A 25,769-nucleotide genomic window follows, 5' to 3' on the forward strand; every position below is an offset into this window, starting at 1 on the left:
TTTTTAATATAAAACCGTACATTTGCAAAATCTTTTAAGAAAACCACTATTAATAAAGTGATATGCACAGAATTAACTTAGTTAAATTACTTACGTTACTACTTTTAACTGTAACAATTTCAGTAAAAGCACAGCATGATACTCATAATGAGGCTCCTGTTGAAAATGCTCATTCAGGAAAAGATTTGAAAACTGAAATTAAAGAATACATAAATCATCACTTGCTAGACTCTTACGATTTTAGCTTGTTTTCTTATACTAATGATGCTGGAGAGCACAAATATGTTGGCGCTCCATTACCAGTAATTTTGTGGGACGGTGGCTTACAAGTGTTCTCTTCTTCAAAATTTCATCACGGTGAAACTGTTGCAGAAGCTGGAGGTAATTTCTATAAAGTTTATCACAATAAAATTTACAAAACAGATGCAGAAGGAACCATTTCTTATGATGAAGCGCATCACCCAACAAACGCAAAGCCTTTAGATTTTTCAATCACTAAAAATGTAGCAGTTATTTTTTTAGTAGGTTTATTAATGTTTTTTATATTTAGCAGAATGGCTAAATCTTACAAAAAGAATAATTTAATGCCAACAGGTTTTGGACGAATGTTAGAACCAATTATCATGTACATTAGAGATGATATTGCAATTCCTAACATTGGAAAAAAGAACTATAAAAAATACATGAATTACTTGTTAACGGTATTTTTCTTTGTTTGGATCATCAACCTATTAGGTTTAACACCATTAGGTGTTAACGTAACAAATAATATTACAGTTACTTTAGCTTTAGCTATAATAACCTATTTGTTAACAACATTTACTGCTAATAAAAATTATTGGAAACATATTTTTTGGATGCCAGACGTTCCTGTATTAATGAAAATTATATTAGCTCCAATTGAGCTACTAGGTACTTTCATTAAACCATTTGCATTAATGATTCGTTTGTATGCAAACATTACAGCAGGACATATTGTGTTAATGAGTATTATTGGTTTAATGTTTATTTTCAAAAGCTGGATTGGTAGTCCGTTATCTTTTGGATTAGCATTTGGATTGGCACTTTTAGAATTATTAGTAGCAGCGCTACAAGCATATATTTTCACTATGTTATCTGCACTATACTTTGGTATGGCAGTAGAAGAACATGATGATCATCATTAAAAATTGAATGTTTAATTAATTAATATATATATTATGGAAGGTCTAAATTACATTGGAGCTGGTTTAATCGTTATCGGTGCTGGTATTGGTATTGGTAGAATTGGTGGACAAGCAATGGAAGCTATTGCTCGTCAACCTGAAGCTTCAGGAAAAATTCAAACAGCAATGCTTATTGCAGCAGCGCTTATTGAAGGTATTGGATTTGCTGCTTTATTTGCAGCTTAAGAAAATTAAAACAATAACTACAACGGTTGGTTGTAGTTATTGTTTAAAACTATTAATTAAAAAATAACAACACATATAATATGGAAAAGCTTATAGAACAGTTTTCATTAGGATTATTTGTTTGGCAATTAGTTTTATTTGTTGGTCTAGTATTTTTATTGAAAAAATTTGCTTGGGGACCAATCTTAAATTCAGTAAATGAAAGAGAAGAAGGTATAAAAAATGCATTAGACGAAGCTGAAAATGCACGTAAAGAAATGCAAAACTTAACTGCTGATAACGAACGTATTTTAAAAGAAGCGCGTGCAGAACGTGATTTATTGTTAAAAGAAGCTCGTGAAATGAAAGAAGGAATGATAGCTGATGCAAAAGAAGAAGCTAAAATGCAGGCAACTAAAGTAATTGAACAAGCACAAGCTACAATTCACGCAGAAAAACAAGCCGCTATTTCTGAAATAAAAAACCAAGTAGCTGAGCTTTCTTTAAGTATTGCAGAAAAAGTTGTACGTGGTGAACTATCAGACAAAGCAAAACAAACTAAGCTTGTTGAAGATATGTTAAAAGAAGTAACTCTATAAGTTAATAAAAATGAGCGGATCTAGAGCAGCAATAAGATATGCAAAAGCAATACTAAGTTTTGCACTTGAACAACAAAAAGAAGTTGAAGTGAATAACGATATGTTGTTAATTGCAAACACCATTAAAGAAAGTAAAGATTTGCAATTATTGCTTACAAATCCAGTTATAAAAACTGAATTAAAAAAAGTAGCGCTTAAAGAAGTATTTGCAACTAAAATATCATCCTTATCACAAGGGTCGATAGACTTGTTAATTGATAACAAAAGATTACCAATTTTAGAAGAAGTAGCAAAAAAATATACTGTTATTTTCGATTCTTTAAAAGGAATAGAAATAGCAAAAGTAACTACTGCAATTCCTTTAACTGATGATTTAAACAAACAGGTTTTAAATAAAATTAAAGAAATTACAGGAAAAGAAGCAACTATTGAAAATATTGTAAATCCAGATATTATTGGCGGATTTATTCTTCGTGTTGGAGATGTGCAATATGATGCAAGTGTTGCAAATAAATTACAAGTATTAAAAAGACAATTTGCTGACGAAAGTTATTTAGCATCATTGTAAAAATATAGATTTTAGTTTTAAAAAATAACAAAAATGGCATCAATAAAACCAGCTGAAGTATCAGCAATTTTAAAACAACAATTAGCAGGATTTGAAGGTTCAGCTTCATTAGATGAAGTAGGAACTGTATTACAAGTGGGTGATGGAATCGCTCGTGTATATGGTTTAGCAAACGTTCAATATGGTGAATTAGTTGAATTTGAAGATGGATTAGAAGGAATTGTTTTAAACCTTGAAGAAGACAACGTTGGTGTTGTATTATTAGGGCATTCTAAATCTGTAAAAGAAGGATCAACTGTAAAAAGAACAGAAAGAATTGCTTCGTTAAAAGTTGGTGAAGGAATTGTTGGACGTGTTGTAAATACGTTAGGATTCCCAATTGATGGTAAAGGACCAATTCAAGGTGAAACTTTTGAAATGCCTTTAGAGCGCAAAGCTCCTGGAGTAATTTTCCGTGAACCAGTTACTGAGCCATTACAAACAGGATTAAAAGCAGTTGACGCTATGATTCCGGTTGGTAGAGGTCAACGTGAGTTAATTATTGGTGACCGTCAAACAGGAAAATCTACTGTTGCTATTGATACCATTATCAACCAAAAAGAATTTTACGATGCTGGTGTTCCAGTATATTGTATATACGTTGCAATTGGTCAAAAAGCATCTACGGTTGCCGGAATTGCAAGTTTATTAGAAGAAAAAGGAGCTTTAGCTTATACAACTATTGTTGCTGCTAATGCATCTGACCCAGCTGCAATGCAAGTATATGCTCCAATGGGAGGTGCTGCAATTGGAGAGTATTTTAGAGATACAGGTCGTCCTGCATTAATTGTGTATGATGATTTATCTAAACAAGCAGTTGCATACCGTGAAATTTCGTTATTATTACGTCGTCCACCAGGACGTGAGGCGTATCCAGGTGACGTTTTTTACTTACACTCTCGTTTATTAGAACGTGCCGCAAAAGTAATTAATGATGATACTATTGCTTCGCAAATGAATGATATACCAGATTCATTAAAAGGAAAAGTTAAAGGTGGTGGTTCACTTACGGCTTTACCAATTATTGAAACACAAGCAGGTGACGTTTCTGCATATATTCCAACAAACGTAATTTCTATTACTGACGGACAAATTTTCTTAGATGGAGATTTATTTAACTCAGGTGTACGTCCAGCAATTAACGTAGGTATTTCAGTATCTCGTGTTGGTGGTAACGCACAAATTAAATCCATGAAAAAAGTAGCTGGTACTTTAAAATTAGATCAAGCACAATACCGTGAGTTAGAAGCATTTGCTAAGTTTGGTTCAGATTTAGATGCAGCTACTATGAATGTGATTTCAAAAGGACAACGTAACGTTGAAATTTTAAAACAAAATCAGGCAGATCCATTTAAAGTTGAGGACCAAATTGCAATTATTTATGCAGGTTCTAAAAACTTATTAAGAGCTGTTCCTGTTGATAAAGTGAAAGAATTTGAAAGCGATTATATTGAATATTTAAATGCAAAACATAGAGATGCTTTAGATGTTTTAAAAGCCGGAAAATTAACTGATGAGGTAATTGATACCTTAACTAGTGCAGCAAAAGAAATTTCAGCTAAATACGCATAAATTAAGACTTTAGTATTAAGTATTGAGAGTTGTAATTCTCAATACTTAATATTCAATACCAAACATAAATGGCAAACTTAAAAGAAATACGTAACAGAATTGCATCCATTGGTTCAACAATGCAGATTACCAGTGCCATGAAAATGGTTTCTGCTGCAAAATTGAAAAAAGCACAAGATGCAATTACACAAATGCGTCCGTATGCCGAAAAGCTAACGGAACTTTTACAAAGCTTAAGTGCATCGCTTGAAGGTGAAGTAGGTGGAGTATATTCTCAACAAAAAGAAGTATCAAAAGTTTTGATTGTAGTTATTACTTCAAACAGAGGTTTATGTGGTGGTTTTAATTCATCTGTAATTAAAGGAACTGCTAAACATATTGAAGATAATTATAAAGGAAAACAAGTAGAGTTGCTTTCTATTGGTAAAAAAGGATTTGATATTTTATCTAAATCTTTTAAAGTGATAGAAAAAAACAGTGAGATTTATGATGATTTAACTTTTGAGAACGTTGCTGTTATTGCTGAAAAAATAATGAGTTTATTTGCCGAAGGTCGTTATGATAAAGTAGAGTTGGTATATAATCATTTTAAAAATGCGGCAACACAAATTACAACGGTTGAACAATTTTTACCAATTGAACCTGTTAAGGGAGCTATAAAAATAAATACAGATTACTTATTTGAGCCTTCTAAAGCTGAAATTGTGTTAGAATTGATTCCTAAGTCATTAAAAACACAATTATACAAAGCTATTAGAGATTCATTTGCGTCAGAACACGGAGCAAGAATGACTGCAATGCATAAAGCAACAGATAACGCAACTGAGTTAAGAAACGATTTAAAATTAACATATAATAAAGCGCGTCAGGCAGCTATTACTAATGAAATATTAGAAATTGTTGGAGGAGCGGAAGCATTGAACAATTAGGCGTAACAAAGTGAAGCCAAACTGATCAAAAAGCAGCATTGAACAATTAGTAAAACTATATTCTTTAAAACTAGTAAAAAGAGTTTATCAAAATTGATAAGCTCTTTTTTTTAATTTTGGTACGTCCTTTGCAATTAGAGTAAAAACTTATATCATGAAAAAATTTATTCCATTTTCAATAATTACTTTAATTCTTATTTCCTTTTCTTGTCGTACAATTTCAAATGCTCAAAGCGCTAATTTTGAGAATTCAACAAAACATTTTTCTGTAATAGATGCTTATTATACAACTTGGGTTGGCGGACAACCTGGTATAAAAGGAATAACCATTAAAATTTACCTTGATAACCCAACTATTACTTTAGACACCTTATATTTCAGAAATAGAAAAATAGCTTTAGAACAAGATAAAATTGATCCTAAACATCCATTTATTAGCAGTGTAACTTTAAGTAAATCTCCAAATTTTATTTTAGATAATGACCCTAAAAAAGAATATGGAAATCCAGCGCCTGAAATAACAAATACTATTCCTTTTCAATTAAATGAAAACGAAGCAGTAATTTCCTACAGTTATAAAAACATCGAATTTTTCAAAAAAATAATGCTTAAAAAATTACAAATCACTGATTAACTGATATTTAAATTATTACTTCTCATCATAATTACTTTTTGGCACGGAAATTGAATTTCTATATATAGAACCCAAAAATAAATGATTATGAGAACTTTAAAATTACTTTTTTATGCCCTTATTATTAGTATCTCATTTACAGCTTGTGTGGTTGTTGAAGATGATTATAATACTAACTATGTTTACCTAGAAGATATTGTTACTGCATACGATTTATGGTACATTGATTACAATCAAACAACTGGTACTGGTGATGTGGCTTTTCTATCAAAAGCATTTACAATATCATTTATTAATGGAAAATTATACGCAAATAATAATTTAGTTGCAATAGGATCCACAGGAAATGGATATGGAATTCAAATAGGAAATTATAATACTTTTAATGGTTTTTTAGAAGTAAACCATAACTTAGATGGTTATTATGATTTTGATATCATTCAAATTTCATCAGACAGAATTAAATTAAAAGATAACTACAATAAAGTAACCTATTATTTAGAAGGCTATCAAAAATATAATTTTGATTACGATCAAATATTTTATGATAATATCGAATATTTTTTACAAGAATATGATGCTTGGGAAAAAACATACACCAGTGCTACAGGAGCCATAAATGAATTTGATAATGAGAATTTTTTAGCTTTTACACCTGAAAATTTAACAACATTTTATAGTTCACAAGATAACAATGGCACAAATATTGACAATATCTTTTGGGATTATGTAGGTGATTATTTTGTAGCAAACGTTCAAGGATATAACAATTTAAAAATTTTAACATTAGATTATGATTCTTGGGGCAATGAAGAGTTTGAGTTGAGCGTTATTAATGACAGAAAAATAAGTTTATATCATATAGATTCTGGAACAACGTATGAATTTACTGGGAAAGGATATATTCAATATAAAAAATCTAGTTCGGCAAATAAAAGTGAAAATGATGTAAGTAATGATGGAAGAAAACGAACTAAAACATATAGAGAAACAAAAGTTAGAAGAGATTTAAAATAAAGTTTGGTTAGTTGATTTTTGGTGGGTTAGTAAAATAACCAACCAACAAAGACCGTTCCCTGATTAGGAACGGTTTTTTTGTATATTTATACTATTAAAACACTATAAAAATGAAATTAAAAACTGCCTTAATAACAGGTGCAACATCTGGAATTGGAAAAGCTACTGCTGAAATTTTTGCAAAAAATAATATCCAATTGGTACTTTGTGGAAGAAGAAACCAACGATTAATTGAATTAAAAAATGAGTTAAGTAAACTAACCAACGTTGCCATATTACAATTTGATGTTAGTAAAAAAGAGGAAGTGTTTAATGCAATTCAATCATTACCAACAGCATTTCAAAAAATTGACATTTTAATAAATAATGCTGGAAACGCACACGGATTGAGCACTATACAAGATGGCGACACAGATGATTGGGATGCTATGATAGATATCAATGTAAAAGGTCTATTATATGTGTCCAAAGCAATACTACCTCAAATGGTTGAAAGAAACGAAGGATTTGTTGTAAATATAGGCTCTATTGCAGGAAAAGAAGTATATCCTAATGGAAATGTTTATTGCGCATCTAAGTATGCTGTCAATGCTTTAAACAAAGCTATGCGGCTAGATTTAAATAAACACAACATTCGAGTTTCCGCAATTCATCCCGGCGCTGTAGAAACTGAATTTTCTGAAGTCCGTTTTAAAGGAGATAAAGAAAAAGCAAGCAACGTTTATAAAGGTTTTAATGCTTTGCAAGCAAATGATATTGCAGAAATAATATATTTTGTAATTAGCAGGCCAGCTCATGTAAACATAGAAGATTTAATTGTATACCCAACTGCACAAGCTAGCGCAACAGTTTTACATAGAGAATAACCCTTAAAAAAATGATTAACAAGCGTCTTTTAATTAAAAACTTACTTACCTATACAGATGAAAATAGCTTTTACGATAAAAAGCAACAACTTTCATTAGATACAAAAGAGGGAAAAGCCAAGTTTTTAAAACATGTTTGCGCACTTTCAAATTCAAACCCTGAAAACAATTCATATATCGTTATTGGGGTTGAAGACCAGTTTAATAAAATTGAAGGGGTAGATTTTTTTGATGACAGTAAAATTCAAAATTTAGTAAATTCTTATTTAGCAAATCCACCCAAAATTCAATATGAAAATATTGCATTTCCCAGTTTGCCCAGATATAAAGTAGTGGGGTTGGTTACTATTCATTCCAATAATAAAGTTACTTCACTCAAAAAAAACATTTGGAAATATGTTAAAGGACGAGTTTTTTTTAGAAGAGGAAGTAACTCTATGTCTACTTTAGGAAACTACGAACTAGTAAACACAAATAAAGAAATAGTAGAAGCCATTGAAAAAAATGCGAGTAGTAATATTGAATTAACTCTAGATGGCGTTTTTGATTTTTTTAAAAGACACGAAGAATACCATCCAACATACAAAGTTTTTAATGAACAATTTGTATTGTGCTGGGCTGGACAAAAAAAAGTTATAAAAGATAAAATATTTTACTCGCGCGTTGATATTGAATTAATTAATGAACAGGTCAGGTTGTTTTACTCAGCATTAGATGAGGTTAAAATAGAATATAATACCCAATCGTTTATCATTACAGAATATGTGTATTTAAGAATAAAAGAGGTGTTTGATTTTTATCCTTTAGAAAAAACAATTATTCATTTTAAAGAAAATGGCAAACATGATATAGTAACTGAACTATTGTTTAAACCTCCACAATTTGACAAAAGTGTTTTACATCATATTTTTAATAATTGTAATGCCATTCTTCAAAAATTAAAAAAGAATATACCGCTTTCTGAAAGTGAACTATTAGATGTTTTAGAAATGCCAACAAATTATATGATTTGTGTTTTAAATGGAATTTCTAATGCATTTTTAAAACTAAAAGAATCTAAACAATATTTAAAAAAACTAGAAGACAAAACCAGCTATATTAAATATAAAGAAGCTGTTAGAGTTTTACGAAAAGTGAGTGTTTAAAAATTTACTTTATTAAAATTCTTTTACTTCCTTGTGCATTATCACTGGTTAATCTTACAATATAAACACCTGAAGAAACTCCAAATATTTCAATTGGCTCAATATTTCCTTTCGCAAAATTTAAACTATTTTTATAAATGGGTTGACCAGAAATAGTAAATACTTCAATTTTTGTTTTACCCGTTAATTGACTTGAAGATATAAAAAATTGGCCATCAGATACTGTTGGAAAAATAGAAGTACCTGTTCTTTCAAAAAACTGATCATCAATACCTAAAGAACTATCTATAGTTATGTTTACTTGTTGATTTGGTAAAAAACCACTTGTTGCATTGGTAATATCCAATTTAAATTGGTCCGTAGTATTAGCACTAGCTGAATTAACATAGGTGATTTTCCCTGTAGCTATGTCATTTTGGTTAAATGTTTCTCCAAGAGATAATGCAACATTACTTAAACGAATATCTCCTTTAGTTGGTAATTCTGCTAACATAAAAACTTGTTCAAAATCGGTGGAGCCATCACTATATGCTTTTGTTTCAGCTTGGTTTAAAACATAGGTGCTATTTGTCCCAACTGTTAATGGACTATTTGTAAATGTTGAGTTTACAATATTTTCAGCATAACAAAACTCTAAAGACCAACTATTTAAAGTTCCAATATCTCCAGAATACGCATCATAAATTTCAATAGTCCAATTACCTAAAGCATCTATTCCATTTAACCCGGATAAAGCTTGAATTGGGGTAAATATTCCCGTAACGGGTTGTGAGCCACAAACTATTGCACTTGCTGCTTCATCATCAAAAGTTACTTCTAAGCCATCAGTATCGCCACAAGAACCATCAAATAAAAGAATTTCTTTATTACTAGTTGGAGGGGAAATTAACTTAATATTAAAATCCGCAATATAAGTATGTGTAATATCTACCGAAACTTTCACCTTACTAATTGTAAAGCTATTTGCAATATTTATTGTTGAAGTTGCAGTCTCTCCATCATTAATTGGAACATTAGCAATTTTCACATCAGGAGCCCTATCACAATTATTATTTGCAGCAGTTATAAATCTCTTTATTTCAGAAAAAACACCAATATTACAATCGTTTTTTGCTCTAACTTTCCAGTAATAAACTGTAGATAAGTTTAAAATTGTCCCTATAGTATAATAATTGTTAGGAGTATTAGTTGTTTCAATAATAGTGTTAAAACCAGCATCTGAGGCTATTACCACATCATAAGAAGTTGCCTGTGTATCTGCTAGCCAAGTTAAATTTGCACTATTTATACTTATTTGATTTGCTCCATCTACTGGTAAAGTTGTAGACACATTTCCAACTTCACTTTTTACAACTAACAATAATTCTTTTGAAACTGTTGGCCCACCAATACCTGTTACAGTAATTACATATTTGCCTGGAGTTACAGCTCCAATATTGTTTATGGTTAATGTAAAACTTGCATCAGAACTATTAAATGTACTCGCGCTTAAACTAGATGTTGCCCCAGAAGGAACTCCAGAAACGGAAATGTTTGTTGAGTTTGAATAGCCTCCCAACGCTGTATAATCAAAATTAAAAATAGCATTTGCTGATGAATTACAAACTTCTACAACACTATTTGTAGATGATAGCGTGTACGTTGAGTTTGTTGCATTTGTAAATTGGCCTGTAAAAACACCTCTACCAAAGGTTGTGGCTAAAATACTGTGATCATCTGTTCTTAAATCTAAATCTACCACTTTCACATCGCGCATTCCATTATAAGAACTTATCCACGTTGGATTTGCTTCATTGAAATTTTTTGATACCCAAATACCTAATTCAGTACCAACAATAACTTCATTTTTTGCTAATGGATTTTGTAAAATACTTTTTACAGGCATATCTGGCAAATTCCCCTCTTTGTTTACCCAACTTGCACCACCGTTTGATGAATACCAAATACTACTTACACCATAATTATGAAATGTCACAAAAATATCATTTTCCGTTTCTCCAAATTCAATTGCTGAAATACTTCCTGCGAATAAACTTCCAGTAATTTCTTTCCATTTCACCAAGCTTAAATTAACATTATTAGCATTGGTTATTTGGAATAATTTTCCGTTTTCAGTTCCTACCAGCAACGTTGAACTTGTTGTTGTAAAAGGAGAAACCTTAAATGCCGTTGGCGAAGAGGTTAATAATGAGTTGGTTAACTTGTTTTTAACTGAGCTACTACTACCTAAAATATACCTGTTAATAGCAACCGAACCATTAGTACCGTTAGAATACATAATATTTAAATTATGATCTAAACCTGCCTGATTGATAAAATCTCCCTCATCATCATTATTATCAATTGTATATGAAGTGCCTAAATAAGGCAAACTAAAATAATAATGATTTCCATACACATATGAAGCTATCATATAATTTCCATCTTTATCTATAGTACTGTAGGCGCCATCACCACCATATAGATCAAAACTAGCATTCGCTCCTGCTGAAGCACCATTTATAAATTGAGACCCGTTATCTTGCGCACCAGCTAAAATTAATTCATTTGAAGTATTTTGTCCGTAACCACCATAATAAAATTGAGTTACATTATAATCTTTATTTCTTGAAGAAATTACATCATTTGTTGCAGCTGTTGATAAACTGGTTGCATAAAAAACACCTCCATCACAACCAATAACAGCTTCATTGTTTGCTTCAGGTCTAAATGTAAATGCGTGTTGATCTGCATGTACATAAGAACAATCTAAAGTATTTAAATTTTCATTATTAGACCATTTTGATATTTGAACCCACTCACTTGCTAAATTGGTATTAATTCCTTGGGAAGTTCTAAACAAATCAATCCCTCCAACATATACAACTGCATCATTTGTAGGATCTACTTCTATTACCAAATCATAAAACGCTTGTCCACGAGTAAAATCATTAGCAGGAATACCATTATCGGCATCATTTGGTTTTGCAAGCTCTGTAATATTTGTAAAAGCATTTGATGTGGCATAAATATGAGGCCCAGCTGTTGTAGTACCTTGTGTTAATGCGTACATTTTATTGGCATTTGTTTTGGAGACTGCCAACTCCACTCTATTAGAATTAGATAAAGTTCGCACTAAAGTCCAAGATATTCCATCATTAGATTTTAAAACAGCTCCTCCTCCATTATTAGAAGTTCCTGGTCTTCCAATAGTACCCATCCACAAAGTATTATTGGGTGAAATTTCAAAATCATTTGGTATATACTGATAAGAACCACTTAAAGGAATATTAGGAGATTCAATTCTAGACCATGAAGCTCCTCCATCAGAGGATTTATACAAACCTGCATTCTGAAATCCGAGCCAATTTGTTGGGTTTGCAGCATCTCCATAAACGTGTGTTCCTACTCCAATAAAAATATCTGTAGTTGCTCCTTTATCCCAGGCAACAATGTCATTAATATAATAAATTCCTGCAAAATCACTTCCAGAAGTTCCACCTCCTGCCAATTGAATTGTTAAATGAGTCCAAGTTGTTCCTCCGTCAATAGTTTTATAAACGCCATTTCCAACAGCAGCACCAAATGTATATTGTTCACCAGTTCCTATATACCAAGTCTTTTTATCAATATCATTCGGATCTACAGTAATACATGAAATATTCATATTACTTGGCACACCCGATACAAGTGTCCAAGATGAATTTGCGTTGGTAATATCTTCATTTTTCCATAAACCTCCGCTTACACCACCTGCAAAAACACGTTTATTTGATGCGTCAATTGGATCAAAAAGTACTACTCTGGTTCTTCCTCCTACATTGTTTGGCCCTCTATCAATCCATTCATTTCCTAAAGTTTCATCACCTGGAACTCTTCTAGACGTATTGTTTCTTTTATCTTGAATTTCAAAAATTTTAAAAGGTTCTGGTTTTCCTGTAGCAGGATTCATTGTTAACTCCCACTCTCTTTCATAATATTTATTTGGAGGAAGCTGCAGTGCTTTCCGCTCTGATTTGGAGAGTTTTAATGTTTTTTTAAAAGGACTATTTGCTAAAAAATTGGCGTGTTTTTCTCTTAACTCTAAAATAGTTAAAGAAGATTTTGTGCCTTCATTAAATATTAAAAGGTAAGTTAGTAATAAAAGAGATACTACTAATAATACTATGTAATACTTTTTATTATTCATTATGGGGTTTCATATAGGTTTTTAATGATTTACTTTAAATCATCCTTTTAATTTTTTATATAATTGTAAGGCATAACCATCCGTTAAACTTGCTACAAAACCACAAATTGTTAATATTCTTAAATACATTGTTTTTTGGGGTTTTTGAATGCTTTCGGGTAATAAATTTAAAATTAATTTATCGTAGTTAGTGACCTTATTCTCAAAGCTATTATTAATTGCTGTTAAAAATACATCTAACAAGGTAGCAATAATATTATATCCAACCAACTCTTTTTCAATTACTTCTCTACTTTTATAAATTTTTTCAACACTTAATTTAATAATGTCATTTATTTGAGCTTCAAAAGCACATTTATCTAATAATGAATGTGGATATTCTCCTTTTAAAATAGCTTCTTCATTTGCTAAAAAAACATTAGATGCCTCTGTAATTAGTGTTCCAATTGCCAAAGCGCGCAAATAACTTAACCTATCTTTTTTAAATTCTAATTGATGATATTTTTTTGAATCAATAGAGTTTTTTACTAGTTTAATTAAATATTCTAAGGCATAATCTTCTTCAATTAAACCCAAATTAATTCCATCTTCAAAATCAATAATTGTATAGCAAATATCATCTGCAGCTTCCACTAAATAAGCTAATGGATGTCTTCTAAATGAACTATTTTCATGGTTTCCTGAATGAATTAACCCTAATTCTTGAGCAACTTCCTTAAAATAAGGTATATCACTTTGAAATATTCCATATTTTTTATCGGCAATATGTGACGTTGGCTTTTTTGGTAATGATTCTTTTGGGTATTTTAAAAAAGCTCCCAAGGTTGCATAAGATAATCTTAATCCTCCTAGGCTTCCAGGTTTACTTTCGTTTAAAATTCTAAATCCATTGGCGTTTCCTTCAAAATCAATAATATCTTGCCATTCTTTTGCTGACAAATATTCCTTATATTTTATACCGTTTCCATTATTAAAATATTCTCCAATGGCCTTTTCTCCACTATGTCCAAAAGGTGGATTTCCTATATCATGCGCTAAAGCGGCTGTTGCGACAATTGCTCCAAAATCATTCATTTTAAAGCCTTCATCCGTTAAATTAGGATGCTTTAAAATCACTTTTTCACCAACTATTCTGCCTAGAGAACGCGCTACAACACTTACTTCTAAACTATGTGTTAAACGCGTATGAACAAAATCTGTTTTAGACAATGGCACTACTTGCGTTTTATCTTGTAAACTTCTAAATGAATCTGAAAATATAATACGATCATAATCAACTTCAAAACCTAATCTAGTTTCATCTTGTTTACTTCTTAATCTTTTTTGAGTATCACCAAATCTTTTAAGCGACAACAATTGACTCCAATTCATTTTCATTATAAATAATTTGTTGCAATATACTCAATAAATTACGTTTACTACAACCACAATAATTTCAAATTTTTACATTAAAATTACAAAATTATAAGTTTTAAATAACCTTTAATTAACACTGTATTTGTTTATTTGAGTATTAAATAATACAATTACTAATGAAATATTTTGCACTGTTACTTACTTTTTTTTCAACTTTTTTAATTCACAGTCAATCCTTTAAAGTTGATTCATTTTTTTCTGAAACCCAACAAACTGGCACAATAAAAGGTGTTATTTTAGATAAAGAAAATAATAATGAACCATTAGTTTTTGCAGAAATAATAGTAAAAAACTCTGCATATAAAATTGAAACTAAAATTGATGGCTCTTTTCAATTTAACTTAAAACCAGGTGTTTATAATTTAGAAGTGCGTTTTATAGGTTACAAAACCATTGAAATAAAAAATGTTGAAGTTACTTCAAATGCTGTTATCAACTTAAATCAATCACTAACTGCTTTAAAAGTTGATCCTTTAATTTCAATAGTAAGTTTACGCTAACATTTAATTAACACTTTTATTAAGTTTTCATAATAACAACATAACCTTTCTTTTACGTAACACTTGTTCCTTTGTCTCAAGAAATTTTAAGACAAAAATGAATAAAATTAGTACAATTATATTTTTACTTTTTAGCACATTGCTATTTAGTCAAAATAAAGGAACGTTAAGCGGAACAGTATTAGACAAAGAATTTGAAAATGCAGCTTTACCATTTGCAAATGTATTTATTAAAGGTACCTCAATAGGTACTACAACAGATTTTGATGGAAAATATGAACTTAAAGCAGATGCTGGTATTTACACATTGGTATTTAGTTTTATAGGTTACAAAACTATTGAAATACCAAAAATACAAGTAAAGCAAGGCGAAAAAATCATTATAAATCAAATATTGAGTACCAGTGAAGGAGTTTCCTTAAGCGAAATACAAATTACAGGAAGTGTAAGTAAAGAATCTGAAAGTGCTTTGTTAACAGAACAACGGAAAGCAACCACCATTGAACAAAAAATTGGTGCCGAAGAATTAAACAGAAAAGGTGTTAGCGATGTAGCTGCTGCGTTAACAAAAACAACAGGAATATCAAAAGAAGAAGGCTCTGGCAATGTTTTTGTTCGTGGACTTGGTGATAGATATAATATTACAACCTTAAACGGCCTACCATTACCATCAAATAATCCATCAAAAAAGAATATAGATCTAGGTATTTTCTCAACAGATATTGTTGAATTTATTGGGATTGATAAAACGTATGCAGTAAAAAATTATGGAGATTTTTCAGGAGCAAACGTTAATATAGCTTCTAAAAATTACAAAGGAACAGGGTTCTTAGAAATTGGTGTTGGAACAGGTGCCAATTCTGAAGCTATTTCACAAAGTAACTTTTACCTAAATGATGGTCCAAATTATTCAGGATTCTACACAAAATCATATCCAAGTTTTCCATTAAGTAATTACAACTTTACTACAAGTTGGGATAGAGAAAAGACAAATTCACCAATTAATGGAAGTGTTTCTATAAAAGGCGGAGAAAGTTTTAATATAGACGAAGATACAAGAGTAAATATATTTGCTGTTGGATCTTTTGATAATGATTATTCCTATAAAGAAGGTGTTTCTCGCGGATCTGTAAACGTAGCTGGTGTAGCCAGAAAAAATTACGATTTTACAAGCTATGCTTATGACACCAATACTACTTTAATGAGTAATATAGGCATTACACATAAAGATCAATCGTTAAAATATAATGGCTTATTTGTAAACTCTACAAGTCAAAAGCAAGACGAATATTTTGGGACTGTTGATATTTTTGATTACGCTCCAGAAGGTGGTGCATTTTTACAAAGAGCAACTTTTGAAAAAACGCAACTTATTGTTCATCAATTATTAGGGGAACATAAAATTACCGATGCATTAGATGTAAACTGGGCTGCATCCTACAATTTTGTTAAAAATGCTATACCAAACCGTAGGCAAAATATTTTAACTCCTGATAACTGGGACAATCCAGAGGGTACAAAATCATTTCAGCAAACAAATAACGCTTCAGATAATCATAGGTTTTATCAAGATTTAGAAGAAGAAGAAATTGCTGCCAATTTTTCAACTATATATAAATTTGGTAAAAATGAAACCGATGAATATAAAGGAAAATTAACTGTTGGTTATAGCGGCAGATTTAAAACAGTTGATTTTAAAGCAACACAATTTAACTTCAGAATTAATACCAGAGTTAATCAACCTTTTGTTGAAAATATTTACAATTTAGATGCTTATTTTAATCAAGTCAACTTAAATGCTAATTTATTCAGTATTGAAACTTTTAGAGGAAATGTAAGTCAGGCAAATGCTTTAAATCCCCAAACATTTGGAGGTCCTCAAAATATTCATGCCGGATATATTTCAGTTGAATATATTTTATCTCCAAAACTAACATTTGTTGCAGGTACAAGAGCCGAGCAAATAAATCAAACCATAAATTGGAATACTTCTTTATCATCAGGTTCAAGTAAACTAGATGAATTGGAAATTTTACCAATGATTTCCTTAAAATATGAATTAAATGATCAACAAAATTTAAAATTTGCTACAAGTAAATCGTATACATTACCTCAATATATTGAGCGTGCTTTATTTCAATTTGTTGGTGCAACCCAATCTTCTGTAGGTAATCCAAATTTATACGCATCAACAGATTACAACGCTGATGTTAAATGGGAATTCTTTCCAAAATCTAATGAAATTATTGCTTTAGGCGTTTTTGGAAAAACTATACAAAATCCAATAAATGAAGTAGTTATAAACTCTGCTTCTAATGATATTAGTTATGTAAACTCCGGAGATATTGCAACTGTTGTTGGTGCTGAGTTTGAAATTAGAAAAACCCTTTTAAACAACAATACAAAACTAACTGCAGGCTTTAATTCATCATATATGTACACCAACCAACAGTTAGATAAAGAAAAAGTTATAAATGAAACTTCGGCTTCTGGATATGGAATTAGTGTAGATTTTACAAATAAGGAAGATAAATTATCTGGTGCATCAGACCTTCTTTTAAACGCAGACATCAGCTTTGAAAGAGAATTTAACAATCAAAAAAGCTTACAAGCAACAATTGCATATAATTATTTTTCTGACAGAATATTTGCTTTAGGAACCGAAGGAAAAGGAAACTTGGTAGATCAAGGTTCTGGTTCACTAGATATTATTTTAAAATCAAAAATAAGTGAAAAACTTGGACTAAACATTTCTGCAAAAAACATTTTAAATCCATCAATAAAAAGAGTTCAAGAAACTCAAAATGTAATTGTTTCTTCCTTTAAAAAAGGAATGAATTTAAAACTATCTCTTTCATATAAATTTTAATACATAAAAATACAATTAACATAAACAGTAATTAAATTTTACAAATCAATTAAAACACAAATGATGAAAAAACAATTTTTAAAATTAATGATACTAATTGTCAGTGCTACTTTCGTAATTTCATGTGGAAGTGATGATAATACAGACCCAATTATGACTTGTGGAGATGGCATTCAAAATGGTGATGAAACCGGTATTGATTGTGGTGGTTCAACTTGCGAACCTTGCGCAGCCAACACAACATTAGCAGGTGATGTAACCGAAAATGTAACTCTTAATGCAAATTTAATTTACAAACTAACAGCGGCTTATGTAGTTAGAGATGGTGGCTCATTAACAATTCCTGCAGGAACTGTTATTAAAGCAACTGGAGGTACTGCAGCTTATATTGCTGTTGCTCAAGGAGGAAAAATTTATATTAACGGAACTGCTGACAACCCTGTTGTTATGACATCAGGAGCTGATTCTCCTACTCCAGCAAACTGGGGAGGTTTAGTAGTTTGTGGTAAAGCACCTACAAATGTAGGAGCAACCGCAACTTCTGAAGTAGCCGATTTAACTTATGGAGGAACAGTTTCTAATGACAACTCTGGTTCAATAAGATATTTACGTTTAGAATATACTGGAGCCAATTTTACACCAGATAAAGAATTTAACGGTTTATCACTTTTTGGAGTTGGTTCTGGAACCGTTGTAGAGTACGTACAATCTTATGAAGGTAGTGATGATGGAATTGAATTTTTTGGAGGAACAGTTCAAGGTAAATACTTAGTATCCACAAATAGTCAAGATGATGGAATTGATTTTGCTGATGGTTGGGCTGGTACTGGAGAAAACTGGTATATTTCTGGTGCAGCCAAAGCTGGTGTTGAAGGCTCAAACAATGGTGATAACGGTGATGCCACACCTGTAACCAATGCAACTTTAAGAAACATTACAGTTGTTGGTCCAGTAACAGAAGGTGCATTATATTTTAAAGAAGGTGGAGGGAACTTTAACATCGATAATTTTTATATTGCAAGTGTAGATTTAGGAGTAAAAGTAAAAAGCTCTGATGCTTCAGCCATCGCTAGAATTGATGCTGACAAATTGGTTATGACTGACATTCAATTTGCATCTAACGCCACAGGATTTAAATATACTGATTACGCTGGAACAAATACAGATTTTATACAAGAAGGTATTGCAACTGGTGCTGGAAATGGTGCTGCTGCACCAAATTGGACAGCAGGTTGGACAAGAGGTTTAAGTAACAGTGGTGTAACTTCTGAAAATTTAGCCGGTGTTGTTACGGGTAATATTACTTTAAATGCAAGTATAGCGTACAAATTAACAAGTTCATTTGTTGTGAAAGATGGTGGCTCATTAACTATTCCTGCAGGAACAGTAATTAAAGCAACTGGAGGAACTTCTGCATATATTGCAGTAGCGCAAGGTGGTAAAATTTATGTAAACGGTACATCAACCAATCCGGTTATTATGACTTCAGGTGCAGCCACTCCAAATCCGGCTGATTGGGGTGGTTTAGTTGTTTGCGGTAAAGCGCCAACAAATGTTGGTTCTGTTGCTACTTCAGAAGTTGCCGATCTTACTTACGGCGGAACCATAGCAACCGATAATTCAGGTTCTTTAAAATATTTAAGATTAGAATACACAGGTGCTAACTTTACACCAGATAAAGAATTTAATGGATTATCCTTATTTGGAGTTGGATCTGGAACTACGGTTGAATATGTACAATCTTATGAAGGCAGTGATGATGGAATTGAGTTTTTTGGAGGAACTGTAAGTGGAAAATACTTAATATCAACAAACAGTCAAGATGATGGAATAGATTTTGCTGATGGCTGGGCTGGAACAGGTGAAAATTGGTACATTACTGGAGCTGCAAAAGCAGGTATTGAAGGTTCTAATAATGGTGATAATGGTGATGCTACACCAGTAACCGTTGCTTCACTAAAAAATATTACTGTAGTTGGTCCAGTTACAGAAGGAGCATTATACTTTAAGGAAGGCGGAGGAAATTTTACTGTTGATAATTTTTATGTTGATAGTGTAAATTTAGGTGTAAAAGTAAAAAGCACAGATGCAGCAGCTATTGCACGTATTGTAGCAGGTAAATTAGTGATGACAAATGTGCAATTTAAAAATAATACTACCGATTTTAAATTAACAGATTATGCTGGTTCTTCAGCATTTATTTCCGAAGTTTCAACTGCAACTGGAGCGGGAAATAAATCTGATGTACCAAGTTGGGCTGCTGGTTGGGCTAAATTTTAATTAACATTATAATTGAGTCGTCCTAAAATAAGTTGACGATTATTAATAAATTAAATTAAGCCAGTGAATTTGTTTTCACTGGCTCTTTTGTTTCTACACTTTTACTTATTAGTAGGTTTAGTAGCAACACAAATTCACAAATAAAATCAAATCATATTAACTTTTTAGTTACTAAAAAAAATTCATTAAATTTGAACTTCATCATCCTCTTATTTAAGAACAATCAATGAGAAAATTCACCTTGTTTTTATGTATTAGCATCATTTTTATTTCTTGTGAAAATAGCAAGGAAATTAGTTCTATTGCACCTATAAATTGGGAAAAAAGAGCCGTAAATAACAAACTTAACGATTCTCTTCAGTTAGGTAAATCGTACTTATCTGTTTATTCTCAAATTTATAGTACTACAGAGCATAGAACTCATAACCTAACAGTAACTGTAAGTATGCGAAATACCAATTTAAATGATTCAATTTATATTAATAAAGCCGCATATTATGATACTGAAGGAAACTTATTACGTACTTATTTTAACAAACCAATTTATTTAAAACCAATGGAAACTGTTGAAATTGTTATAGATGAATTAGACAAACAAGGTGGTACAGGCGCAAATTTTATTTTTGATTGGGCAATTAAACAAGCTACAAATGAACCATTATTTGAGGGTATTATGATTTCAACTTCAGGGCAACAAGGGTTATCATTTACTACTGTTGGAAAAAAAATAACTCATTAAAAAATCATGAGTCTTTTTATTCAATTACATCATGAATCATAGTGTGGTTTCCACCATTCCACTCGGTTAAAATATCGGTAGCAACTTGTGTTCCACTTCCGGCTGCAATGGCATATTGGCTTCTGAAACCCGCTAAAACACCTGCTACATAAATGCCTTTTGTAACCAAATGGTTGCTGTTTTGAAGCATGATTTTTTCTTTAACGGCAGGAATTGCAGGATGAGGTTTTACATATTGTAGCAACCCTTTAATATCAAATAAATTTGAAGGTGTTGTAGCAACCACAATAATTTTAGCTGTATAGGTATTTTTATTGGTAATTACTGTAATAAGATCATTTTCATTCACAATTTCAATTACTTTTTCCTTTTCAATTTGAATAATTTGAGGGTATAAATCGGTTAACTGTTGTAAACCTTCAGTTAAAATTTCACTTCCTTTAGTTCCTTTTTTAAAACCTAACACATTATTTAATTCTGCTGTTTGAAGTGCAGAATTTTTTTGATGGCTAATTATTCCAACTAGTTTATCACTTGCAAAAGGTTTATTATATGCGGAACCTAAAATTAAAGCGCAAGACAAGCCTGCTGCACCTCCACCAATAATTAATACGTCAAAAGATTTCATAATTAATAAATTTAAAAAAGACTAAAATAAATGATATTCTGTAAAAAACAGTTATGAATGTTACACTTTAAACAACCCTTGAACGTTAGAAGCAAATAATTTAACAGCGATAGCTAATAAAATAACTCCAAATATTTTTCTTAAAATATTGATACCGTTTTCTCCAAGTAATTTTTCAAGTTTTGTGGATGTTCTTAAAACTATGTACATAAAAATCATATTTATAACAATAGCAATTACAATGTTAATTGTAGCGTATTCCGCTCTTAATGATAAAATAGTTGTTAAACTTCCCGGACCTGCAATTAAAGGAAACGCAATTGGGAAAACTGAAATAGTTTTTGGGCTTGTAGCTTCTTCTTTGTATAATGATATACCTAAAATCATTTCTAATGCTAAAAAAAACAAAATAAATGAACCAGCAACAGCAAAAGAATTTACATCAATACCAATTAAATTTAAAATACTTTTCCCTAAAAATAAAAAAGCAATCATAATTAATCCAGCTACAATTGCAGCTCTTTCTGCATGAATATGACCAACTTTAGAGCGTAAATCAATAATTATTGGAATATTTCCAATAATATCAATAACTGCAAACAAAATCATTACTGCCGTTATTATTTCCTTAAAATCTAAAACCATTTTTTGTTTTTTTGTTGGGTACAAAATTAGGCAATCGAAATTTAGGATTTCATAAAATGTATAAAAAAATAGTTTAAATTTGCCAAATGTTTCAATTAGGAAAAACCATAGTTTCAGAAGATATTATAGAGAAAGATTTTGTCTGTAATTTATCTGCCTGCAAAGGCAAATGTTGTATTGATGGAGAGGCAGGAGCTCCGTTAGAAGAAAGTGAACTTCAAATATTATTAGATATTTATCCTTTAGTAAAACCCTTTTTAAGACCCGAAGGTATTGCTGCTATTGAAGATCAAGGTCTTTTTATTACCAACGAAGGTGACCATGAAACACCATTAATTGATGATAAAGATTGTGCATATGTTATTTTTGATGAAAAAAATACGGCAAAATGCGGAATTGAAGAAGCTTATAATCAAGGGAAAATTAAATGGCGCAAACCTATTTCTTGTCATTTATACCCAGTTCGAATTATGGAATATAGCGAATTTACTGCTGTAAATTATCATAAATGGCCAATTTGCGATGATGCATGTATTTTAGGACAAGAGCTTCAAGTTCCAGTTTATAAATTTGTAAAAGATGCATTAATTAGAAAATTTGGAAAAAACTGGTATGCTGAACTAGAAAAAGTGGCCGAAAATCATAAAAAGTAATTTTTTATAAAACATTAGTAGCTAAGAAAAATTTAATATTTCGTATTTTTACGGAGATAGGAAATTTTCTTGGCTATGAATAAAAATTACTATATCACATTTAAACTTTTTTTTATATTTTTTTCACTCTTTATCTCGTGTAATTCTAAGGTTGAAAACAAAACACATCACGCTTCAATACTATTAAAAGATAGCACAAATTCTGAAGAGTTTGTTTATAATGAATTTGAACAAAAATGGAAACGAAATTCATTAGAAAATAAAAATTTAGATAGTCTTTTAAAAAAAATTGAATTTCTTAATCAACAAGGAGATGATTTTAGAGATAAATCGCTGTTTAAAAACGCTTTAAATATTCATTTTGAAGCCTTGCAGCTTGCTGAAGAAGTGAATGACACTATTGGAATTATAACTGCTTTAAATAATATTGGTACAGATTTAAGGAGAACTTCTTCAAATATAGAAGCTACAGAATATCACTATAGAGCTTTTGAATTGGCTAGTTTTAATGAAAAAAATTTAAAATCTAAAGCCATTGCTATGAATGGTTTGGGAAATGTATTTTTAGAATTAAAAAAACCCGATGAAGCAGCTAAGTATTTTGAAAAATCTTTAGCTATAGAAAAACAGTTAAATAGCAATTTAGGACAAGCTATAAATTACGCAAATTTTGGAGACGTAATGAAAATGAAAAGCGACTTAAATACTGCTTTAATTTACTATAACAAATCATTACAACAAAACCATAGTATTCATTCAAATCTTGGTATTGCAATTTGTAAAAATGCCATTGGATCTATTTATTTACTTCAAAAAAATACAACAAAAGGTTTAAAATTAATTAGAGAAGCTGTTACTATTTTACAAAACTCTCCAGATGCTTTTCATAAGTTAGAAATGCAAATTTCATTATGTAAATCATTAATAAACCTCAACCAATTAAAAGAATCACAAATCTTATTAAATGAAATTTTTAAAACTTCAAAAAGTGTAAATTCCTATAGCAGTAACCAAACAGCTTATGAATTACAAACTTTACTAAGTAAAAAACAACAAGATTATAAAACTGCATTAACGGCAAAAGAAATGGTAATAGCCTATAGAGACAGTACTTTAACTTTAAACAATGAAGTAAAAATTTTAGAAATTGAAAACAGGTTTAAAACCAAACAAGCACTGCAACAAATTAAATTTTTAATTAAAGAAAAAGCGCTTATTGAAACAACAAATACAAATCAAAAGCGTATATTTTTACTGCTTTTTTTGTTTATGAGTTCAATAATTGGATTTACCTATTACTTATACAGAAACAGAAAACATGTGAATCTAGAATTAAAAAAAGTGAACGAAATGAAATCTAGGTTTTTTGGAAATGTTTCACATGAATTTAGAACACCGCTTACTTTAATTAAAGGACCTTTAGAAAAAATACTACATAGCAAACTATCTAAAAGCAATAAAGAAGATTTGGAAATGATGCACAGAAACACAGATAGGTTGTTGTATTTAGTAAATCAAATATTAAGTCTTTCAAAAATTGATGCAGGAAAATTTCAAATAAATGCTCAACAAGGAAACTTAGCTAGTGAAATAAAAGGAATTTCACAATCCTTTGAATATATTGCTAACACTAAAAATTTAAATTATTCAATTGAAATTTCAGAAAGTGAAAATGTTTGGTATGACACTGAAATCTTAGAAATGCTTTTAACAAATATACTTTCAAATGCATTTAAATTTGCGCCTGAAAATGGAAGTGTTTCCATAAAAGGAATTACAGAAAATGAAAAATATATTATTAAAATATCTAATACAGTTGAGCATATAACAACCAAAGAAATTGACCTTTTCTTTACACGATTCTATACCAATTCAACTTCATTTCAGCAAGGAACAGGTATTGGATTATCGCTGGTAAAAGAATTATGCGCTATATATAGAGCAACTATTTCAGTTCATAAAAAAGACGATAACACTATTGAATTTAAACTTGTTTTGCCAATTTTAAAACACCATTTTAAACCTTCAGAAATAAATACAGAGCCTAATTTTTCAATTGGAGAGGCTACAAGTATTGTAAGTAATATCTCCAATTTAGTTGCTGAAAATGAAAAAGAAATAAAAAATTCAATATTATTAATTGTTGAAGATAATGATGATATGCGAAAGTATATTGCAAGTATTTTTAAAAATTCATACCAAATTATAGAAGCCAAAGATGGAAATGAAGGTGTAAATCTAGCCCAAAAACATATTCCAGATATAATTATTTCAGATGTAATGATGCCAAATTTAAATGGAATTGAACTGTGTAATATGCTAAAAACAAATTCAAACACCAATCATATTCCAATTATTTTACTAACTGCCGTTACTGAAGAAGAAATGATGTTAAAAGGCCTCAATGAAATGGCTGATGACTACATAACCAAACCATTTGGAATAAAATTATTGCAAACCAAAGTGGCTAATTTAACGCGCATACGTAAAACATTGGCAAATAAATATAGAGAGGAAATTGTGCTTAAACCAATGAATCAATTATTAAAATGGGGAAATAATTCCTTTTCTGAAACCTTAAAAAAAGTGTTAGAAAACAACATTACCAATCCTAATTTTGGAATTGAAGAATTTTGTGACATAGCAAATATGAGTCGCACTCAATTACATAGAAAATTAAAAGCCACTACAGGAATGTCTGCTACAGAATTTATTAGGGTGCATAGAGTTAAAAATGCCTCAGAATTACTAAAAAACAAAGAGCTAGCAATTTCAGAAATTTGCTTTGCCTGTGGTTTTGAAAACACCTCCTATTTTTCTAAACAATTTAAAATAGTTTTTGGATGCTCTCCAAAAGACTATCGAAAAACACTTTAAAATAATAAAATTTTAAAATTCATGTTTTCCTTAATAGTGGTATTTAATTCACATAACTCACTTATTATCATAAATTAAGCCTGTTTATAAACATATGAACACTTAGTTGGAACATTTGTAATAGTCTTAAAAAGAAAATCAAATTACCTTTATTTAAAAGAAAGAAACTTTAAAAAAGTTGCTGTTTTTTTATTGAAACTCCCTTATGTTTTAATAAAGATAATTTGCTGCATGATAATAATTTAAAAAATCAAT

Annotated in this window: 20 protein-coding genes; 16 read left to right on the forward strand and 4 right to left on the reverse strand. The window is 30.4% G+C overall.

What is annotated here, in order from left to right; translation table 11 throughout:
• The first annotated feature begins 62 nt into the window (after window positions 1-62).
• From atpB to JEY78_RS06620, 10 genes are all read left to right on the forward strand, one after another.
• Window positions 63-1,166: a F0F1 ATP synthase subunit A gene (gene atpB / locus JEY78_RS06575; RefSeq protein WP_291848374.1), complete on the forward strand. Its 1,104-nt coding sequence runs from the start codon at window positions 63-65 to the stop codon at window positions 1,164-1,166.
• A gap of 33 nt (window positions 1,167-1,199) precedes the next feature.
• The gene (gene atpE / locus JEY78_RS06580; RefSeq protein ID WP_090223467.1) at window positions 1,200-1,391 is read left to right on the forward strand and encodes an ATP synthase F0 subunit C; all 192 of its coding nucleotides are present in this window, start codon (window positions 1,200-1,202) and stop codon (window positions 1,389-1,391) included.
• Between the two features lie 80 nt (window positions 1,392-1,471).
• Entirely contained in the window at window positions 1,472-1,969 is a 498-nt protein-coding gene (locus JEY78_RS06585) for a F0F1 ATP synthase subunit B (RefSeq protein ID WP_291848381.1), read from the forward strand.
• Window positions 1,970-1,979: 10 nt separating this feature from the next.
• Window positions 1,980-2,537, forward strand: coding sequence for an ATP synthase F1 subunit delta (atpH, locus tag JEY78_RS06590; RefSeq protein WP_291848384.1), 558 nt, complete (start codon window positions 1,980-1,982; stop codon window positions 2,535-2,537).
• Between the two features lie 33 nt (window positions 2,538-2,570).
• Window positions 2,571-4,148 (forward strand): F0F1 ATP synthase subunit alpha, encoded by a 1,578-nt coding sequence (gene atpA, locus JEY78_RS06595; protein ID WP_291848387.1) that lies wholly within the window; start codon window positions 2,571-2,573, stop codon window positions 4,146-4,148.
• A gap of 68 nt (window positions 4,149-4,216) precedes the next feature.
• Window positions 4,217-5,077, forward strand: a complete 861-nt coding sequence (gene atpG / locus JEY78_RS06600) for an ATP synthase F1 subunit gamma (protein WP_291848392.1) — start codon at window positions 4,217-4,219, stop codon at window positions 5,075-5,077.
• A 154-nt stretch (window positions 5,078-5,231) separates the two neighbouring features.
• A complete protein-coding gene (locus JEY78_RS06605; protein WP_291848394.1) occupies window positions 5,232-5,711 on the forward strand; it encodes a hypothetical protein in 480 nt (159 codons plus the stop codon).
• 87 nt (window positions 5,712-5,798) lie between these two features.
• Complete coding sequence (locus tag JEY78_RS06610; protein ID WP_291848398.1) at window positions 5,799-6,728, forward strand: hypothetical protein; 930 nt, start codon at window positions 5,799-5,801, stop codon at window positions 6,726-6,728.
• A gap of 110 nt (window positions 6,729-6,838) precedes the next feature.
• Window positions 6,839-7,594, forward strand: a complete 756-nt coding sequence (locus JEY78_RS06615; protein WP_291848401.1) for an SDR family NAD(P)-dependent oxidoreductase — start codon at window positions 6,839-6,841, stop codon at window positions 7,592-7,594.
• Window positions 7,595-7,605: 11 nt separating this feature from the next.
• The gene (locus JEY78_RS06620; protein WP_291848406.1) at window positions 7,606-8,739 is read left to right on the forward strand and encodes an ATP-binding protein; all 1,134 of its coding nucleotides are present in this window, start codon (window positions 7,606-7,608) and stop codon (window positions 8,737-8,739) included.
• Window positions 8,740-8,743: 4 nt separating this feature from the next.
• Here the strand turns inward: JEY78_RS06620 and JEY78_RS06625 are convergent, their stop codons facing one another.
• Together JEY78_RS06625 and JEY78_RS06630 are read right to left on the reverse strand one after the other, a co-directional pair.
• Complete coding sequence (locus tag JEY78_RS06625; protein ID WP_291848409.1) at window positions 8,744-12,907, reverse strand: proprotein convertase P-domain-containing protein; 4,164 nt, start codon at window positions 12,905-12,907, stop codon at window positions 8,744-8,746.
• A gap of 39 nt (window positions 12,908-12,946) precedes the next feature.
• The gene (locus JEY78_RS06630) at window positions 12,947-14,278 is read right to left on the reverse strand and encodes a deoxyguanosinetriphosphate triphosphohydrolase (RefSeq protein WP_291848588.1); all 1,332 of its coding nucleotides are present in this window, start codon (window positions 14,276-14,278) and stop codon (window positions 12,947-12,949) included.
• A gap of 161 nt (window positions 14,279-14,439) precedes the next feature.
• Between JEY78_RS06630 and JEY78_RS06635 the strand changes: the two genes are divergently transcribed.
• From JEY78_RS06635 to JEY78_RS06650, 4 genes are all read left to right on the forward strand, one after another.
• Window positions 14,440-14,823, forward strand: coding sequence for a carboxypeptidase-like regulatory domain-containing protein (locus tag JEY78_RS06635; protein ID WP_291848412.1), 384 nt, complete (start codon window positions 14,440-14,442; stop codon window positions 14,821-14,823).
• A 97-nt stretch (window positions 14,824-14,920) separates the two neighbouring features.
• A complete protein-coding gene (locus JEY78_RS06640; RefSeq protein WP_291848415.1) occupies window positions 14,921-17,692 on the forward strand; it encodes a TonB-dependent receptor in 2,772 nt (923 codons plus the stop codon).
• 87 nt (window positions 17,693-17,779) lie between these two features.
• Window positions 17,780-19,972: a hypothetical protein gene (locus JEY78_RS06645; protein WP_291848418.1), complete on the forward strand. Its 2,193-nt coding sequence runs from the start codon at window positions 17,780-17,782 to the stop codon at window positions 19,970-19,972.
• Window positions 19,973-20,198: 226 nt separating this feature from the next.
• Window positions 20,199-20,711 (forward strand): DUF3124 domain-containing protein, encoded by a 513-nt coding sequence (locus JEY78_RS06650; protein ID WP_291848421.1) that lies wholly within the window; start codon window positions 20,199-20,201, stop codon window positions 20,709-20,711.
• 16 nt (window positions 20,712-20,727) lie between these two features.
• Here JEY78_RS06650 and JEY78_RS06655 read toward each other — a convergent pair whose 3' ends face one another.
• Both JEY78_RS06655 and JEY78_RS06660 read right to left on the reverse strand, forming a co-directional pair.
• Window positions 20,728-21,339, reverse strand: coding sequence for an FAD-dependent oxidoreductase (locus JEY78_RS06655; RefSeq protein ID WP_291848423.1), 612 nt, complete (start codon window positions 21,337-21,339; stop codon window positions 20,728-20,730).
• Between the two features lie 60 nt (window positions 21,340-21,399).
• Window positions 21,400-21,984: a MarC family protein gene (locus tag JEY78_RS06660; RefSeq protein WP_291848426.1), complete on the reverse strand. Its 585-nt coding sequence runs from the start codon at window positions 21,982-21,984 to the stop codon at window positions 21,400-21,402.
• A gap of 86 nt (window positions 21,985-22,070) precedes the next feature.
• Here JEY78_RS06660 and JEY78_RS06665 point away from each other — a divergent pair, with 86 nt between their 5' ends.
• Both JEY78_RS06665 and JEY78_RS06670 read left to right on the forward strand, forming a co-directional pair.
• Complete coding sequence (locus JEY78_RS06665; RefSeq protein WP_291848429.1) at window positions 22,071-22,637, forward strand: DUF3109 family protein; 567 nt, start codon at window positions 22,071-22,073, stop codon at window positions 22,635-22,637.
• Between the two features lie 75 nt (window positions 22,638-22,712).
• Window positions 22,713-25,514 carry a response regulator gene (locus JEY78_RS06670; protein WP_291848432.1) on the forward strand — a complete coding sequence of 934 codons (2,802 nt, stop codon included), beginning with the start codon at window positions 22,713-22,715 and terminating at the stop codon, window positions 25,512-25,514.
• Window positions 25,515-25,769: the final 255 nt, after the last annotated feature.

Source organism: Lutibacter sp., assembly GCF_016342705.1.
Lineage (GTDB): Bacteria > Bacteroidota > Bacteroidia > Flavobacteriales > Flavobacteriaceae > Lutibacter.

What these genes read in the sequence shown, in the direction of transcription:
- atpB (WP_291848374.1), top strand. Translation starts at nt 63, where the DNA reads ATGCACAGAATTAACTTAGTTAAATTACTTACGTTACTACTTTTAACT.
- atpE (WP_090223467.1), top strand. Translation starts at nt 1,200, where the DNA reads ATGGAAGGTCTAAATTACATTGGAGCTGGTTTAATCGTTATCGGTGCT.
- JEY78_RS06585 (WP_291848381.1), top strand. Translation starts at nt 1,472, where the DNA reads ATGGAAAAGCTTATAGAACAGTTTTCATTAGGATTATTTGTTTGGCAA.
- atpH (WP_291848384.1), top strand. Translation starts at nt 1,980, where the DNA reads ATGAGCGGATCTAGAGCAGCAATAAGATATGCAAAAGCAATACTAAGT.
- atpA (WP_291848387.1), top strand. Translation starts at nt 2,571, where the DNA reads ATGGCATCAATAAAACCAGCTGAAGTATCAGCAATTTTAAAACAACAA.
- atpG (WP_291848392.1), top strand. Translation starts at nt 4,217, where the DNA reads ATGGCAAACTTAAAAGAAATACGTAACAGAATTGCATCCATTGGTTCA.
- JEY78_RS06605 (WP_291848394.1), top strand. Translation starts at nt 5,232, where the DNA reads ATGAAAAAATTTATTCCATTTTCAATAATTACTTTAATTCTTATTTCC.
- JEY78_RS06610 (WP_291848398.1), top strand. Translation starts at nt 5,799, where the DNA reads ATGAGAACTTTAAAATTACTTTTTTATGCCCTTATTATTAGTATCTCA.
- JEY78_RS06615 (WP_291848401.1), top strand. Translation starts at nt 6,839, where the DNA reads ATGAAATTAAAAACTGCCTTAATAACAGGTGCAACATCTGGAATTGGA.
- JEY78_RS06620 (WP_291848406.1), top strand. Translation starts at nt 7,606, where the DNA reads ATGATTAACAAGCGTCTTTTAATTAAAAACTTACTTACCTATACAGAT.
- JEY78_RS06625 (WP_291848409.1), bottom strand. Translation starts at nt 12,907, where the DNA reads ATGAATAATAAAAAGTATTACATAGTATTATTAGTAGTATCTCTTTTA.
- JEY78_RS06630 (WP_291848588.1), bottom strand. Translation starts at nt 14,278, where the DNA reads ATGAATTGGAGTCAATTGTTGTCGCTTAAAAGATTTGGTGATACTCAA.
- JEY78_RS06635 (WP_291848412.1), top strand. Translation starts at nt 14,440, where the DNA reads ATGAAATATTTTGCACTGTTACTTACTTTTTTTTCAACTTTTTTAATT.
- JEY78_RS06640 (WP_291848415.1), top strand. Translation starts at nt 14,921, where the DNA reads ATGAATAAAATTAGTACAATTATATTTTTACTTTTTAGCACATTGCTA.
- JEY78_RS06645 (WP_291848418.1), top strand. Translation starts at nt 17,780, where the DNA reads ATGATACTAATTGTCAGTGCTACTTTCGTAATTTCATGTGGAAGTGAT.
- JEY78_RS06650 (WP_291848421.1), top strand. Translation starts at nt 20,199, where the DNA reads ATGAGAAAATTCACCTTGTTTTTATGTATTAGCATCATTTTTATTTCT.
- JEY78_RS06655 (WP_291848423.1), bottom strand. Translation starts at nt 21,339, where the DNA reads ATGAAATCTTTTGACGTATTAATTATTGGTGGAGGTGCAGCAGGCTTG.
- JEY78_RS06660 (WP_291848426.1), bottom strand. Translation starts at nt 21,984, where the DNA reads ATGGTTTTAGATTTTAAGGAAATAATAACGGCAGTAATGATTTTGTTT.
- JEY78_RS06665 (WP_291848429.1), top strand. Translation starts at nt 22,071, where the DNA reads ATGTTTCAATTAGGAAAAACCATAGTTTCAGAAGATATTATAGAGAAA.
- JEY78_RS06670 (WP_291848432.1), top strand. Translation starts at nt 22,713, where the DNA reads ATGAATAAAAATTACTATATCACATTTAAACTTTTTTTTATATTTTTT.